This is a genomic window from Acidiphilium sp. PA (genome assembly GCF_026191915.1).
In the GTDB taxonomy this organism is placed as follows: Bacteria; Pseudomonadota; Alphaproteobacteria; order Acetobacterales; family Acetobacteraceae; genus Acidiphilium.
Genome location: NZ_JAIMBY010000004.1, coordinates 207,786 through 222,542, shown reverse-complemented (window position 1 = coordinate 222,542; position 14,757 = coordinate 207,786). Strand labels below are relative to the sequence as shown.

Below are 14,757 nucleotides of genomic sequence, written 5' to 3'. Positions count from 1 at the left end.
CCGCTAGGCAATGGGGCTTTGGAGTGTCACGCGGTGAGCTTCAGCGTGATCCGCACGATCAGGCCGGGCGCATGGTCGAGCAGGGCGATCGTGCCGCCGTGCAGGCCGACGACGGCATTGACCAACGCGAGGCCGAGGCCGTGGCCGGCGGTGGTGCGCGCCGCATCGAGCCGGACGAAGCGGCGGAAGACACGTTCGCGATCGGCATCGCGGATGCCGGGGCCGCGGTCGGCCAATTCGATCGTGAGGACGCGGTCCTGCGCGTGCGCGGCGAGAGTGATGGCGATGCCGGGCGGGCAGTGGCGGATTGCGTTCTCGATCAGGTTCACCATCATCTGAGTGATCAGCGCGGTATCGCCCTGAATGATCAGATCGTCCGCGATCGCATGGGTGAGGCGCTGGCCACGGTCTTCCGCCACTGGTTCGTAGGATTCCGCCAATGCGCGGCACAGGGTGGACAGGTCGACCTGCTCGAAATGCCCTTGCACCGCCCCGGCCTCGACCTCGGCGATCCGCAACAGGGCAGCGAAGATCGCAATGATCTGTTCCACCTGCTGCAACGCCTGAGCGTAGCCCGGATCGGTCACCGTGCGTCGCTGGGCCTGCACCAGATGATCGCGCAGCCGGGTGAGTGGCGCCCGCAGATCATGCGCGATGTCGCTGGTGACCTGGCGCGCGGTTTCGACCAGGCGATCGATCGTGGCGAGCATCAGGTTCAGGTCGGTGGTGAGGAAATCCAGCTCGTCGTCGATGCCGTACAGCTTGATCCGGTGCGACAGATCGCCCGCGACGATCTGTCGGCTCGCCTCGCTGATCGCGCGCACCCGTTGCAGACTGTAAAGTGCGATCAGCAGGCTCATCACCAGACCGAGCGAGATCATGAAGCCGAACACCCCGGCGAACACCCAGGCGATTTCGGTATTCAGCCGCGCGAACACCGATGCATCCTCACCGATGAACAGGATGTCGCCGTCGGACAGGCGCTGACCGATGCCATCGATCGCGCGCACACCCGGCGGCATCCCGGGCAGGTTCCAGCGCGTGAGGTGGCGCCAGAGCAGCGGGTTGGAGGGCATAGGGATATTTCCAGCGCGCTCGACACCGTTCGTATCGGTCAGCGCGTAGAAAGTATGGCGCTCCTGCAGCGTTGCCAGCTCGATTTCCGAGCGCAGCGAACTACCCGAGGACAGGGCATCCGCGATCAGATCGGCGCGGTCGCCCGCCACGATCGGGCTGAACTCCTGGCGGGCGGCGCGGGCGGTCGCGCCATAGATCATGGCGAACACGATGATGGCGCCGATGGTCGAAAGCATGGTGCCCAGCACGGCCAGCCGAAAGCTGGCCATGCGGAACACGCTGCCGCGCTCAGCCGGGGCTCTCATGCGCCACCCGATAGCCGACACCCCAGACGGTGTGGATCAGCTCGCAGTCGAAGCCGCGATCGACCTTGGCGCGGATGCGGCTGACGTGGGACTCCACCAGCGAGGTCTGCGGGTCGAAATGGAAATCCCAGACCGCCTCGAGCAGCATGGTGCGGGTGACCACTCGGCCGGCGTTGAGCATCAGGAATTCAAGCAGGCGGAATTCGCGCGGTTTCAGCTCAATCCGCTGGCCGGCGCGGGTTGCGACCTGGCTCAGCCGGTCCAGCGTAAGGTCGTGAACCGCGAGGGTGGTGGCGGGGCGCTTGTAGGCGTGGCGGCGGGCGATCGCGCCGATCCGGGCGACCAGCTCCTCGATCGCGAAGGGTTTGACCAGGTAATCATCGGCCCCGGCGCGCAAGCCCTCGACGCGTTCATCGACCCGGCCGAGCGCCGTCAGGAAAATGACCGGGGTGGCGATCGCCATCGAGCGCAGGGCGGTCACCACGCCCAGCCCATCGAGCTGGGGCAGCATCCGATCGACCACCATGGCGTCGAAATCGGTGGTCGCGGCCATCAGCAGGCCGGCGCGCCCGTCCGGCGCGGTCGTCACCTCGTCGCCCCCGGCGGCGAGCTCGCTGCGGATGAATTCGAGCGTGTGCGGATCATCTTCGATCACGAGGATGCGCATCAGCCGGCGCTCCGCAATCCGGGCGTGCGCGGTTTCAATGGTTGACCGCCTCCAGCGGCCGGCCGGCGGTGTTGGGGCCGAACACCGCGACGATGACGATGCCGATCGCCATCGCGACGCCGATGAACACCGCAAGCGCCGGCACGCCGCCGTAGAACAGGAAATAACCGACCGCGAGCCCGGCGAAGGCGGCGGCGAGCCGGCTCCAGGACCAGACGATGCCGACACCGCCGGCGCGGATCCGTGTGGGGTACAGCTCGACCTGATAGGCATGATAAGCGCAGGACATGATGTTGGCCGAGATGGTGAACAGAACACCCAGGCCAATGAGCAGTGCCGGGGCGGTGGCCGCGGAGAAAGCGGCCATGAACAACGCCATGCCGAGCAGGCCGCACACGATCTGGGTACGCCGCTCGATCCGGTCGGCGAACAGCATCGCGAGCAGCGGGCCGAGCGGCGACGCGGCGGCGATCACGAAGGAATATTCGAGGCTGTTGGTGAAGGTAACGCCGCGCGCGATCAGCAGGGTCGGGACCCAGGCCGCGAAGCCATAAAAGCCGATCACCTGGGCGATGTTGAAGATCGACAGCATCAAGGTGCGTTCGGCGTAGCGCGGCGAGACGAGTTCGCGCAGCGCACCGGCACAGGATTGCTCGGGTGTGGCAGGCGCGGGTTCGGGCAGGCGCGCCGCACCGGTTTCGGCGAGGATGCGGCGCTCGATGGCGGTGACCACCGCATCGGCCTCGGCCTCGCGCCCGTGCAGGGCGAGCCAGCGCGGGCTTTCGGGAATGCGGCGGCGGGTGAACCAGATGAGCCCGCCGCCGAGCGAGCCGATCAGAATGACCCAGCGCCAGCCATCGAGCCCGGCGGGGCGGAGCGGGACCAGCAGCCACGACAGCAGGGCGACCACCGGCACGACGCAGAACGTTACGAACTGGTTGACCGCGAACGCCCGGCCGCGCGCGCGATAGGGGATGATCTCGGCGATATAGGTATCGATGGCGATAAGTTGCGTGCCGAAGCCGAGGCCGGCGGCGAACCGCCACAGGTTCAGCCCTTCGCCGGTCCGCTGAAACGCCATGATGGCGGTGCAGATCATGTACCAGACCAGCGACCACGTGAACACGGTGCGCCGCCCGATCCGGTCGATCACCGGGCTGATCAGCACCACGCCGGCCCAGAGTCCGGCAAAGGTGCAGAACACGAACGAGCCGATGCCGTGCACCGACAGGACATCGAGCACATCGAGGAAGCCAAGGCTTTGCGGGGTGAACAGGCCCGCGCGCAGCAGGCTGGGGGCGATGTAGCCGGTGAGGAACAGGTCATAGAACTCGAACATGCCGCCGAGCGAAATCAGCACGACAAGCGTCCAGATCGCGCGCGAGGACGGCAACCGGTCGAGCCGGGCAGCGATCCGTGCGGCAGCGATCTCAGACATCGGACATTTCCTTTGGCCCGTTATGGAGCCGCGCACCGGCATCGTCCAGAACCTGGCGATGCCGGCGGCCGGATCGTGGTTACTTCGTAAAGCCTTCGAGCTGGTTGGCCTTGTCGGCGTAGGCGTTGGAGTAGGTGATCGTCAGGTTGACCGGCTTGATGATCTTGCCGGCCAGTTTTTCGACGTCGAACACTTTTTGCGGGCCGTCCTTGGGCATCCGCCCATCAGGCAGGAACTGGCCTTTGTCCTCGTTCAACGCCTTGATGTAGGCGGCCTTGGTCGAGAGCGGGCTGCTGACGAAATCCTTCGGCAGATGGTCCGCGATGTCGGCCGCGCTGTGGGTCGCGATCCAGTGCATCGTCGCGACCATCGCGTCGACCACGTGCTGGGTCCGCACCGGGTGTTTCTTGACCCACGATGCCCGCGCCAGCACCGAAGCGGCGGGCCAGAAGCCGCCGAGCCATTTGTTGACGCCGGCACTGGTCGCGAGGTCGATCGTGGAATGGCCGATGCCCATGGTTTCGATGGCGTTGACGGTCGGCTGCGTCGTCATGCCGCAGACGATGCGGTGATGTTCGAGCGCGCTGATCAGCGTTTCGCCGGCACCAACGCCGATGCGGTGGTATTCTTGCGTGGTCAGATGATAACGGGCGGCAAGATAGAGCGTCAGGTCATCGGTGCCGGAGCCTAGGTCCGTCACACCGACCGATTTGCCCTTCCAGTCGGCGGGGGTCCTGATGTGGGTCCCCTTGCCGCACATGATGCGCTCGCCCGGCGCACCGCTGAGCTGGGCGATGTCGATGACGTTCTTGCCGTGCATCTGAAAATCGATGGTGTGCACATACCACGCGCCGGCCATGTCGACCTGACCGGCGACCATCGCGTCCTCGGCCCCGATGCCGCCTTCCTGCTCGGTGCTCAACACCATGTCGATGCCGTATTTTTTGAAGAATCCGAGGTCTTGAGCGAGCTGGTAGGGCAGGTAGATCTGCTTGTCGATGCCGCCGACCATCATGCTGACCTTTTGCAGCTTGGGCGCGGCATGGGCGGCGGGTGACGCGAGCACGCCGGTGGCGACCACCGCCGCGGCGGCGATATCGCGCAGCAGGCTTGCCGGTGAATGTTTGAACATTGGATGATCCTCCATGATTGTTGAGACTGGTCGTGGCCGGGGGACTACAAGCCGGCCTGGCTTGTTTCGGAGGCGGCGGGCGGCCGCCAAGCGAGCAACCGGCGTTCGGCGATCGACATGAGACCCTCCGCCGACACCGCGATCAGACCGATGATGAGCATCGCCCCGAACACGCCGTTGGTGTCGAAATTGTTCTGTGCCGTCGCGATCACGAGGCCGAGGCCCTTTTGCGCGCCTAGGAACTCGCCCACGATCGCGCCGATGATCGAGAAACCGAGCGCGACATGCAGGCTCGCGATGATCCAGGTGGTCGCCGAGGGCACCACGACGTGCCAAACCACCTGCAAGCGCGAGGCGCCGAGGATGCGGGCGTTGGCGACCAGATTGCGATCGACGCTGCGTACACCCTGAAACGCATTGAAGAACACAACGAAGAAGACCAGCACGGCCGCGAGCATCACTTTCGAGGGCAGGCCGAGCCCGAGCCAGATCACGAAGATCGAGCCGAGCACGATGCGCGGCAGCGCATTCACCATTTTGATATAGGGGCCAAGGATATCCGCCAGCAGCGGGATTTCACCGAGCAGCACCCCCATCACGACGCCGCTGATCACACCGGCGGCGAAGCCAAGCAGTGCTTCTTCCATGGTCACCCAGATCTGCAGCCAGAGCGAACCATAGGCGGTGCCGTGGACCGCCCAGTCCGCGAGGCGCAGGACAATGCCCCAGGGCGAGCCGGCGAAGAACGGGTCGAGGATTTTAAAATGGGTAAGCAACTGCCAGCCCGCGACGATGACGATGAAGGTACCGATCTGGCCGGCACGCACCGTGCGCTTGTAGTTGCGTACCCGGCGGCGTGCGGCAACGGCGAGCGGGTCTTCGACCTCGAAGGCCTGCGCCGGGCCGCCGCGCGGGGTGATCGGGGCGTCGCTCATGATGCGGCTCTCTGCGCGGTGGCGGCAGCCGACAGGGCATAAGTGCGCTCGACCTCCTCGCGCAAGGATTCCCATATCTGGCGGTAGAGTTCGAGAAAACGCGGTGTGAACCGGATATCCTGCACCGCACCGCGCGGGCGCGGCAGATCGATCTCATAGACAGCCTTCACGGTGGCCGGTCCGGCGGTCATCACCACGACCAGATCGGCCATTGAAATCGCCTCCTCGAGGTCGTGGGTGACGAACAACACCGATGGCCTGGTCTGCTCCCACAGGCGCAGCAGCTCATTGGTCATGATGGCGCGGGTCTGCACGTCGAGCGCTGAAAACGGCTCGTCCATCAGGAGCAGGCGCGGTTTGTTGATCAGCGCCGCCGCCAGGCTGACGCGCTTGCGCATGCCGCCGGATAGCTGGTGGGGGTAATGATCCTCGAACCCGGCGAGGCCGACCACGCCGAGCCAGCGCCGCGCTTCGGCCAGCGCATCGCGCGTGGCCATGCCGCGGAATTTCGGGCCGAGCGCCACGTTGTCGAGCACCGATTTCCACGGCATCAGCGCATCGGTCTGAAACACGAAGCCGGCGTTGGGCGTGATGCCGTCGACCGGTTTACCGAACACCCGCACCTGGCCGGCGCTGGCGCGTTCGAGCCCGGCGGTCAGCGTCAGGGTGGTGGATTTGCCGCAACCGGTGGGTCCGACCACGGCGCAGAACCGACCCGCCCCGACACGCAGATTGACATCGCGGATCGCCGTCATGGTCGAGCCGGTCGGCGTGACGAAGCGTTTCGTCACACCGGTCAGTTCGATGCCGTCTTCAGTTGATACACTCATATCGATACTCTACTTTTGGTAGCGGGGCTGTTGGTAGCGGCGCTGTTGTTGGCGGGCTCAGAAATGCCAGATCCCCCCGAATTCGAAACGATCGGCATTTTTCGGCGGCACGTTGGTGCCCCGCTGGAACTGCTTCTGGCCGATCATGCCTTCGATCCCGAGATCGACGCTGGGCACCGGCCGGTAAATCAGGTTGATGTGGGCGGTCTTGGTGGCGATCGCGTTCGCGGTATCGACCGGCAGGAAACCCGCGAGGTTGAGATGATTGTAGCCGATCGCGACGGTCGAACGCAGCTTGGCGGTCCAGAAATGCTGGATCCAGGCGGTGAATCCCTGGTCGTCCTGCACTTTCGAAGCAATGGTCAGCGGCGTCCCGGTCACGCCGTTGTCAACCGCCAGCACCGAGGCGACGTTACCGCCGAAATCATCGGGGATGTAGCGGCCGATCGCGCCGGACCAGAGCTGGGCGCCGATGTTGTCCTGCCCGAAGCCCTTGTTGATCGCACCGAGGTTGAGGGTGGTGCCGACCAGGCCGGCGCCGGTGATATGGCTCACCCGGTCGCCGTAGCCATCGGTGTAGGCGACGTCGCGTACCACCGCGCCGAGCTGAAAGTGTAGCAGCTTGCTGGTGTATTGATACCGCGCGCTGAAATCGGGCATCGGCTCGGTGACCGAGGGAACCTCGATATTGTTGCGGGTGTCCTGATAGCCGCTTTGCGGGCTTTCCGCCGCGATCGAGAAGATCGATGCCTTGTTGAACGGAAAGGTCAGGCGGATCTGTTCGGTGCGCTCAGCCGGAATGCCGGCCGGGCCGCCGTTGTCGAAGGTCTCGGGCGTGTCGGTCGCATCGAGGAAGTTGGAGTTGAGCATGCCGAGCGTGAGCGGCCCGATGGTGCCGTAGGCGAACACGATGCGCGCTGAATAGGAGTTGTTCTGCAGCGCCTGATTGTAGTCTCCGCCGGCGACGAACCCATAGAAATCGAGCGCGAAATTCGTGGTGATCGGGCCGAGGTCGCTCGCCGTGCTGGTCTGCACGATCAGGCGCGAGACCTTGCTCTGGAACTGGAAATCGCCTGCGGTGGCGCGTCTTGCCGGGCTGGGCGGCAGCAGATTGCCGATCGAGAATTTCGGGCCGAAATTCTGGGTCGGGCTGTATTCGGCCTGGAAATTGATGAAGCCGCCGATATGGATCGAGGTATTAGTCCCCGGAATCACGAACGAGCCCGGCAGCGCACCCATGGTAACGTACTGGTTGTTCGGCAGGCCTTCCTGCTGCGCCCGGGTGGGCGATTCCTTCTGGGACATGGTGGCAAGCACGGCATTGCGGGCGGCGATCAGGGTTTCATCGTGTTTCTGGCGGGTGGCCATGGCGGCGGCTCGTTCGCGCATGGCCAGCGCGCGCAGATGTTCCTTGCGCTCGACCTCGGCCTGATGAGCCTGAATTGCGGCAAGCTTGGCCGAGAGCGCATTGATCTGGGCTTGCAACTGGCCGATCTGGTCGGCCCATGCCGCGCGCGGCATGGCGGCGGCCAGCGCGATGGCCGAGCAGACAAATAGAGCGTGTTTGGAAAGTCTCATCGGCACCGTTCCTCCCAGAACATTTTTTCGATCAGCCCGATCCGGATGGCCGGGCCAGTTGAGGGAGGGGATGACGGATCGGTAATTCCGCATCCATGGATGAAATCGTGTGGATTTGTAATGTGCAGCGGCCGGTCTCGCGGAGCCGGCCCGGGCAGCCTAGCGGATTGGGTCGTACTGCGTGTCCGGCGCATCGGGCGCGCCGGGGGCAGTGGCCCAGGCGAGTTCGACCAGCGTGACGATGCGGCGCCCGGCGCCATCGGTCTGGCAGACGATCAGCCCCTGTTCCTCCATGTAGGTGAGCAGGCGGCGGGCACGGCCGAGCGAGCGGGTGCCGTAGGCGCGCGCGATCGCCTGATCACCCGGGCACGGCAGACCCTCGCGGGCGGTGCGGGCGATCATCATGAAAATACCCTGGATATCCTCGGGCAGCACGGCGGCGCGGGCTGCGATGTCGCGCCAGATATCGTCTTCGGCCATGTCGGTGCTGATGCCGGCGCGGGCGCGGGTCAGCATGCGGCGGAAGGTGACCAGATCGGGGGCGACGGTGCCGAGGCCGGCGATCCGGCAGCGGACCAGGAAATCCTGATACAGCACGCCGATCGCGCGGAACCCGGCTTCGGGGTCGGCCAGGATGGCGGCCAGAATCCGGTCGAGCCGGGCCGCGCGTTCGGCCCGCTCGGCCGAGCTCACGTCCGGCTCGGGCGATGGGCTAAGGTTTTCGGCGACCAGCGGTGTCGCGGCCATCAACTGACTCAGCAAATCAGGTGGCGGCGCCGCGGGGGTGCGGCGCGGCAGGCGCACGGCATCGGGCGGCGTTGCGGCAAGGATGACGGCGCGGGCATCATCGAGTGCGGCTTCGGGCAGGGGCAGCAAAGATGGCGGCGCGTTGCGCGGCTGGGTTGCCGTGCCGCCGATGCGTATGCCGAGCGGACGGCGGCTGAGCGCGGGGCCCAGCGCCATGAAATGGCCGCGTTGCAGATCGCGGAACACTTCGGCCTGGCGGCGTTCCATGCCGAGCAGATCGGCCGCGCGGGCCATGTCGATATCGAGGAAGGTGCGGCCCATCAGGAAGTTCGACGCCTCCGCCGCGACGTTCTTGGCCAGTTTGGCGAGGCGCTGGGTCGCTATGACGCCGGCAAGGCCCCGCTTGCGGCCGCGGCACATCAGATTGGTCATGGCACCGAGGGCGAGCTTGCGCGCCTCATCCGACACCTCGCCGGCGACGGCGGGAGCGAACAGCTGCGCTTCATCGACCACGACCAGCATGGGGTACCAATGGTCGCGGCCGACTTCGAACAGGCCGCCGAGGAAGGCGGCGGCGCGGCGGAGCTGGGTTTCGGCATCGAGCTGTTCGAGGTCGAGCACGATGGAGACGCGGTGGATGCGCGCGCGTTCGCCGGCGAGTTGCAGGTCCTGTTCGGTATAGAGCGCGGCATCGATCACCAGATGGCCAAACTGTTCCGCGAGGGTGATGAAATCGCCCTCGGGGTCGATGATGGTCTGCTGCACCCAGGGTGCGGCTTGTTCCAGCAGGCGGCGCAGCAGATGGGATTTGCCGGAGCCTGAATTGCCCTGCACCAGTAGCCGGGTCGCCATCAGTTCCTCGAGGTCGAGCAATGCCGGCGCGCCGGCCGCAGTGGACCCCATATCGATTGCAGTCGTCATGTCTTGATGTGTAGCCCTTCATCATGGATGGGCTCATCGACCGTGCCTCACCCGGAGGGGCTTTACCCCGCCGGCGGTGGCACCGCCAGACGTGGGAGGAAGGGGTGGCGTTAGGCGGATGTTAGGAATGATGCGGTATCACCGTTTTTGTTGCAGCGGTCTGAAGCGTTCCGCCTATCCACAGAGAAAAACCCGATCGATCGCTGCCGGTTTTCTTTGTGGTCCAAACAAAAAATGGACTTTGACATGATGCTTGATGCCGCTGCAACGCAAGAATGGATGGGGCGGTTGCGCGAGGCGACATCGGCGCTGTTGCCCCATAGCGGCGCACTCGACTGGCTACTGCGCCAGACCATACACACCCATATGCACCGGCTCGCGGTGCTGCCCGCCTTCGGGCTTACGCGCGGCATGATCCGAGTGCTGGACGTGGGAGCCGGGACGGGTGCGCTCTGCCTCGATATCGCATGGCTGTGCGGACCGGAGGCGCAGATTATCGCGGTTGATCGGGATGCGCAGAGCATCGCGCTGCTGCAGGACCTCGCAGCACGCCTCGGCTGCGCGATCGAGAGCCGGCGCGGCGAGGCGTATCGGCTGCCGGTTTCGTCTGCGAGTGAGGATTTGACAGTGTCGCGATTTCTGTTTCAGCACCTCGATCAGCCCGCGGCGGCGCTGGCTGAAATGATCCGGGTGACGGCGCCGGGCGGACGGGTGGCCGTAATGGATGTCGATGACGGAGCCTGGCTGTCCTATCCCGAGGAGGCGCCGGTTCTGGAGCAATTGAACGCAGCGATCCGGCAGTTGCAGGCGTCGACCGGAGCGGGGCGGCATATCGGGCGACGGCTGTATCATCTGTTTCGATCTGCCGGGTTGACTGAATTGCAGGTCCTGTCGGTGCCGCGTGTTCGACTGGGTACCTATTACGGACGCAACCATGAGCTCGAGGCACATCATAAGGCGTATTACCTCAATTATCGCGAGGCGCTGATCGGCGCCGGCCTGATCACGGCGGCCGCGTTCGATGACGCGATTGCGGCCCTGGATCGGTCGATCGATAACGATAATTTCGGATTCTCTTCAGATTTCATTGCGATCGGCAGGGTCCCTGTGCGAGGGTGAGCGACGGGGGCCGATGCCAAAGGTGTATGCGCTTGAAGTGTAAAAAGACGCTCAGGGGACGCACTTTGCTTCCCCTGAGCCTGAGCCCACGACCCGACTTCCAGTTCGTCCGCTCAGACAGGCGGGGCGATCTCCGAGGCGGGATCAGGGATATCAGCGAGGCTGCTGATCTGATTGTTGATACTCGTCAGTTCTGCTTATCAGGCGCCCGCCTGCGTCTGGTGACTGGAGGTCGCGGCGTTGACGGCGTGCGGGTGCACCGGAAACTGGGTGCCATAGGCATTGTTGATTTTCTGCACTAGCCGGTCCTGTTGGGCAGCGGTCGGCGCAGCTTGGGCGATGACGGGCATTGCAAAGCTGAGGGTGGCTGCAAGTACTGCAAAGGTAGAAAATTTGGTCATGATACCATTCCTTGAGGGGGGCTGATCGATCGGTGGTGTGTGCGGCCGGCCGGAGACCGGCTGGCCGCGATGGTCGTTCAGGCAGCAACGCGGTTGCGTGCGATCGCCTTCAGCTGATCGGCGTGGATCGTGCGGCCTTCAGCCAGTTTGGCGTTGTGGACGGCAGCCTTGCTGGAGTGCGCCTTCACGATGATCGGGCTGGGCTGATAGATCGCGGTGCCGACGTCGGCGTTAGCAGCAACCGGAGCAAACGCACCGACAATACTCAGAACCGACGCAAAAAGGGCAAATTTACGCATGGTAATCTCTCCTTGATCAAACGACGCAGGGGGTCCCCTGCTCTGGCTCGTCAAGTAACTCCTCCGTAGCAATGCATTAAGTTGGGTAATCACTCTAATACTTATGCACTTAAAATATGAATATGCGCGATCGGTAAATGACCGTGCCACGCGGCCGCGGGCGCTGGCCCACCGTTGTGGCCGGTGCGGTTCGAGCTCGGGCTCTCAGTGGTCGGGCTGCCCCTCGATTTCGGGCGGGTCCACATGGGGGCTCGGCGTATCGATGTGCGGCGGGCTGATGTCCGGCCGTTCGATATCGGGGGTTGGAGGGACCGGTTCCTCGAGTTCAGGAGGTTCGATTTCAACCGGCGCACCGACATCGTCAGGCGGCGTTATTTCGGTGTCCGTTCCGGATTGCGGCTCCACCACATCGCTACCCGGCTCCTGGCTTTCGGTCTGGGTGGCCCCCTCCGCATGGTTGATGCCAGGTCCAGAAAGGTCCGGAGCGACCGGCGTGTCGATATCGATGTGCTCGATCGCGATGGTGTTTGGCGCCGTGACGCGGCCATCAATTTCGACAGAGGCGAGACCGTTAAGCTCGACTTTGGGTGACGCGCCAGTCGCCACCATGCCGTCGGCAGCGACAATGCGTCCCCCAACGAGGGTTCGAAAGTAGTTCTGCACCTCAACCCGGGTGCCCGGCGCGCCAAGCACGATCGGCTGGCGGGTCAGGCTGGCGGCGCGCAAGCCGGCATTGGTCATGGTGCCGGTAACGGCGACACGCTCGCCAGGCCGCAGGCCGGCGGTGAGGCGGGGTGAGGCGCTGACCGGCGTGCCTGCCACCGCAACGATCCCGGATTTAACGGCGGTGACCATTGCCTCCAGGCGGAACATAGCGCTCGGTGGGAGTACCGAGACCCGCTGCGCCGCCCAATAGCCGTTTGACAAGCGCTGAGCTGAGACCGCTACCGTATCGCCCGGCCGGATGCCTGAAAAGGGTTCACCGGTCGTGGCTGCAACCACACGTTGGCCGAGCACTGTGAAGGCGCTGCCCTGGCCGGCGACGGCGGTGACGCGGCCGATGATTGCATCGCGGATAGAAATGCTCAGTGCGAGGCCGGTGTGCGGTCCGGTGAGAACGCCACGGACTTTTGCAATGTCACCGATCCGCAAGGCCGCGACGGGTGCTGCGCGACCATTGATCGTAACCAGGGTTTGGCCGGAGATGGCGTATTCGCGTCCGTTTACAAAGACGGAACCGAAACGTTGGATCGGGCCGTACCCGACGATCGGCGTTGCGCGCCCGCGGACGCCGGTTCCACCGATACCGCCGGTCTCCTCGCCGGTTGACGCACGGATACCTGTGCCGCCGATGCCGCCGGTTTCCTCGACCTGGGCACGGCCGGAGGTCGAAGTTGCGGCCCAGACAGTGATCAGCAGCGCGACCAGGGCAAAGCTGCGGTTGACCCATGGTTGGCGCATCACGGTCGGTCCTCGGAGTCGGTTTCGTAATAGTATACGCCGAGACGAAGGCGGCGAAACGTCCCGGCTGCCGGCGTGGTTTCGGCATCGGTACTGGCAAGGTTGCTGTCCATCAGACGCTCGTTCGCCTGGCGAAGCAGGCGGTCCGCCATGTCGGCCAAAATCGGACGGGCGGCGTCCAACCGATCGGCGCGGATGGCGTTGTGGAACAGGGCGCGCTCGATGAACGGCGTGTCCGAGCTGGATAGGTTATGAAACGCGCTGCGTAGATGGTCGCTGACGTTTGAGGCGAGGAAGAGCATTTTTTCACGAGGGGCGGCGGGTGTGTAGGTGGGTCGCAGCAATCGGAGTCGCTCGTCGGCGTCTTGTTCGACGACGCCGGCGCGGAGCAATTCATCGATCACGGTGCGAGCCCGAACATCAATTTTGGCGGCGCGGAGCAGATCGTCGAAACTGGTTGTGGTGCCGTCGCCATGCGCAGCGAGCGGACGGGGTTCACCGGCGGCATTGCGGAATGCCGGGACCGACACCCAGGTGGCGACCGCACGGGCGGCCATGTTGATGCCGGCCATTGGATCTCGCTCTGTCGGGCTGGGCCGCGTCGTTTCGTCGCGCAAGCGCTTGACCTCGCGGCGGTTGATGCCGGTTATCAGGCTAATCTGGCTGTCGGTCGCGGCTTCATCGCCGTTGTGGATTTTCAAGGCTTCCTCGACAAACACGCGCTTGAGCAAGTCGCGCATGGCGATGTAGCCGACGCCCCGCCGCATCAGATATGCGATGAGCGGACGTAGGACGCGCCTCAACATCGTTTCGAGGTCAAGCTCCATCAGGCAATACTCATGACGATCGTTTGTCGGGGACTCAATCGGGATAGGCCTATGAACCAGTTTATACCTAACGGCATCCGTTCATGCGTGTAACTTTTACCCACATACACGATTTTGGTAGAAGTTCAAGTTTTTATACGACGATCCGGCCATTGAAACGACATGATTTTCGTGAATGTATCGGCTCTGTAGGCGATCTGGTGGGAGACGTGCGGGTTTTATGGGGAGGCGGACGCGTATTCTTCTTGTACTTGGTCTGGCGACCGGTACGGCGGGCGCTCAGGCACAGACGGCAACACCGGGACCGTTCCGCATCAGCCTCGAGCCATCGTATTTCACGGGTCGCTTCGGAGCGGCCCACGGGTTTCGGATTTACAATCTGCCGCTTGCGATCATCTACCGCGAGAATCTATTGCGAGTTCGCATCGAAATACCCTATGTGGCGGTGGCCGGAGCGGGGCTCCTGAGCGGTGGTACGGTGCTGCGAGACCGCCAAAGTACCGCGCTGAGACGCGGGCTGGGTGATGCGTGGATCAGTGCACAATACCGGGTGTTGCCAGGGCAGGGCTTGACTCCTTCGATCAGGCCTTTGATCAAAATCAAAATACCTTTTGCTTCGCGAACGCGTGGGCTTGGCACCGGACGGGTAGATGGCGAGCTGGGCACGCGGTTCAGCTGGCGGGTCGGGACGCGGATTTTTCCCTATGCTGAAATCGGCTATCGCCTCAACGGTCGCGCCCACGGACTCAGGCTGCGTAACGCTGTGACATATCAACTTGGTGCCAGTATCGCCTTGGCTCAGCAGCAATATCTCACTGCCGTTTTCATCGGGCACAGCGCGTTTCAGTACCATGTTCGCCCGACTGACTCGATCGTTGCGGCCTATAATGTCACTTTGAGCCCGATTTGGGGCTTGGAGGCCTATGTCGATCGTGGCCTGACCGCGAATAGTCCGTCGGTCGGTCTAGGTTTTGGCGTGACAGCCGGTTTCTGATTTTCCCGATATATTCAACTCATTGA

At 64.1% G+C, this 14,757-nt stretch carries 14 protein-coding genes; 2 read left to right on the top strand and 12 right to left on the bottom strand.

The features are described from left to right. Positions 1 to 26 precede the first annotated feature (26 nt). From AruPA_RS08510 to AruPA_RS08475, 8 genes are all read right to left on the bottom strand, one after another. On the bottom strand, positions 27 to 1,382 hold the full coding sequence (locus AruPA_RS08510; RefSeq protein ID WP_265636228.1) for a HAMP domain-containing sensor histidine kinase: 1,356 nt from the start codon (positions 1,380 to 1,382) through the stop codon (positions 27 to 29). Further along, positions 1,366 to 2,049 (bottom strand): response regulator transcription factor, encoded by a 684-nt coding sequence (locus AruPA_RS08505; RefSeq protein ID WP_265636227.1) that lies wholly within the window; start codon positions 2,047 to 2,049, stop codon positions 1,366 to 1,368. The genes AruPA_RS08510 and AruPA_RS08505 overlap by 17 nt, the downstream gene beginning before the upstream one ends. Before the next feature lie 34 nt (positions 2,050 to 2,083). Beyond that, a complete protein-coding gene (locus AruPA_RS08500; protein WP_265636226.1) occupies positions 2,084 to 3,487 on the bottom strand; it encodes an MFS transporter in 1,404 nt (467 codons plus the stop codon). A 79-nt stretch (positions 3,488 to 3,566) separates the two neighbouring features. Next, on the bottom strand, positions 3,567 to 4,634 hold the full coding sequence (locus AruPA_RS08495; RefSeq protein ID WP_265636225.1) for an ABC transporter substrate-binding protein: 1,068 nt from the start codon (positions 4,632 to 4,634) through the stop codon (positions 3,567 to 3,569). Positions 4,635 to 4,663: 29 nt separating this feature from the next. Next, positions 4,664 to 5,554 (bottom strand): ABC transporter permease, encoded by an 891-nt coding sequence (locus AruPA_RS08490; protein WP_265636224.1) that lies wholly within the window; start codon positions 5,552 to 5,554, stop codon positions 4,664 to 4,666. Further along, the gene (locus tag AruPA_RS08485) at positions 5,551 to 6,384 is read right to left on the bottom strand and encodes an ABC transporter ATP-binding protein (RefSeq protein ID WP_265636223.1); all 834 of its coding nucleotides are present in this window, start codon (positions 6,382 to 6,384) and stop codon (positions 5,551 to 5,553) included. The genes AruPA_RS08490 and AruPA_RS08485 overlap by 4 nt, the downstream gene beginning before the upstream one ends. 57 nt (positions 6,385 to 6,441) lie before the next feature. After that, a complete protein-coding gene (locus AruPA_RS08480; protein WP_265636222.1) occupies positions 6,442 to 7,962 on the bottom strand; it encodes a porin in 1,521 nt (506 codons plus the stop codon). A 159-nt stretch (positions 7,963 to 8,121) separates the two neighbouring features. Further along, complete coding sequence (locus AruPA_RS08475) at positions 8,122 to 9,630, bottom strand: ATP-binding protein (protein WP_265636221.1); 1,509 nt, start codon at positions 9,628 to 9,630, stop codon at positions 8,122 to 8,124. 246 nt (positions 9,631 to 9,876) lie between these two features. Between AruPA_RS08475 and AruPA_RS08470 the strand changes: the two genes are divergently transcribed. Continuing rightward, the gene (locus AruPA_RS08470; RefSeq protein ID WP_265636220.1) at positions 9,877 to 10,749 is read left to right on the top strand and encodes a methyltransferase domain-containing protein; all 873 of its coding nucleotides are present in this window, start codon (positions 9,877 to 9,879) and stop codon (positions 10,747 to 10,749) included. 200 nt (positions 10,750 to 10,949) lie between these two features. Here the strand turns inward: AruPA_RS08470 and AruPA_RS08465 are convergent, their stop codons facing one another. The 4 genes from AruPA_RS08465 to AruPA_RS08450 form a co-directional block, all read right to left on the bottom strand. Beyond that, complete coding sequence (locus AruPA_RS08465; protein ID WP_265636219.1) at positions 10,950 to 11,150, bottom strand: hypothetical protein; 201 nt, start codon at positions 11,148 to 11,150, stop codon at positions 10,950 to 10,952. A 77-nt stretch (positions 11,151 to 11,227) separates the two neighbouring features. Further along, positions 11,228 to 11,449: a hypothetical protein gene (locus AruPA_RS08460; RefSeq protein ID WP_265636218.1), complete on the bottom strand. Its 222-nt coding sequence runs from the start codon at positions 11,447 to 11,449 to the stop codon at positions 11,228 to 11,230. Between the two features lie 204 nt (positions 11,450 to 11,653). After that, a complete protein-coding gene (locus AruPA_RS08455) occupies positions 11,654 to 12,910 on the bottom strand; it encodes a DUF5666 domain-containing protein (protein ID WP_265636217.1) in 1,257 nt (418 codons plus the stop codon). Continuing rightward, entirely contained in the window at positions 12,910 to 13,716 is an 807-nt protein-coding gene (locus tag AruPA_RS08450) for a DUF6502 family protein (protein WP_265636216.1), read from the bottom strand. Before AruPA_RS08450 ends, AruPA_RS08455 begins: the two co-directional genes overlap by 1 nt. A gap of 241 nt (positions 13,717 to 13,957) precedes the next feature. Between AruPA_RS08450 and AruPA_RS08445 the strand changes: the two genes are divergently transcribed. Next, the gene (locus AruPA_RS08445; protein ID WP_265636215.1) at positions 13,958 to 14,731 is read left to right on the top strand and encodes a hypothetical protein; all 774 of its coding nucleotides are present in this window, start codon (positions 13,958 to 13,960) and stop codon (positions 14,729 to 14,731) included. Positions 14,732 to 14,757: the final 26 nt, after the last annotated feature.